Genomic DNA, 744 nt, shown 5'->3' on the forward strand with positions numbered 1-744 from the left:
GTCGAACAGGCGCGCGCCGAGATGGTGCTCGAGCTGCTTGATCCGCTCGGTGACGCTGGAGGGGCTGGCGTTGACCCGCTGGGCCGCGCCGGCGAAGCTGCCGGTCTCTGCTGCTGCGAGAAAGGTTCGGAAAGCGATGATATCCATTTGAATTTGGATAAGCCGAATATATTGTTCTGACAATCCCGTTTTGTGGAAATGAACCATTGCTCTAATGTTGATGCTTCAGACAGACGGAGTAATTGAGTTGAAATATGTAATTCCCACCGCGCTTGCCGCGGCTTTGATGGTCAGCGCGGCTTTGCATGGCGTCGGCAATGCGCAATCATCAACCCTGCAAAGCGAGATTGTCGTGACTGTAGATATGTAGGGACTCGTGAGACATCTTCTGTAAATTCCTGAAGCAGGAAGGAGATGTATCTATGACCAAGGAAGACGAGCGCGAAGTACAGCGCAAATTACGGATATTGCAGCACGCAGAGAAGATAGGGCATGTCGCTAAGACCTGCCGCTATTTTGGCATTGGCCGGGCCAGCTTTTACAGATGGAAGCGCGCTTATGAGCGCGGCGGTGAAGCTGGGCTGGTCAATGCCAAAACAATTCCTAAAAATCCACCCAACCAGACACCGCCTGAGGTTGCCGAGAAGGTTCTTCATCTGCGCCGCAAATACCACCTCGGACCCGAACGGATCATGTGGTATCTGGCGCGCTACCATGGCATAAAACTATCCGACGCCACGATAT

Annotated in this window: 3 protein-coding genes; 2 read left to right on the forward strand and 1 reads right to left on the reverse strand. The window is 53.1% G+C overall.

The genetic code is table 11. The features are described 5' to 3' along the window. Positions 1-207, reverse strand: a 207-nt coding sequence (locus tag V7676_RS18695; RefSeq protein WP_335661065.1) for a LysR family transcriptional regulator, incomplete at its 3' end; no start/stop codon positions are given. Between the two features lie 40 nt (positions 208-247). Between V7676_RS18695 and V7676_RS18700 the strand changes: the two genes are divergently transcribed. Further along, positions 248-370, forward strand: coding sequence for a hypothetical protein (locus tag V7676_RS18700; RefSeq protein ID WP_335661066.1), 123 nt, complete (start codon positions 248-250; stop codon positions 368-370). A 52-nt stretch (positions 371-422) separates the two neighbouring features. Then, the coding region (locus V7676_RS18705; RefSeq protein WP_335661067.1) for a helix-turn-helix domain-containing protein at positions 423-744 on the forward strand (322 nt) is incomplete at its 3' end.

Source organism: Parasphingorhabdus sp. (assembly GCF_036963805.1).
Lineage (GTDB): Bacteria > Pseudomonadota > Alphaproteobacteria > Sphingomonadales > Sphingomonadaceae > Parasphingorhabdus.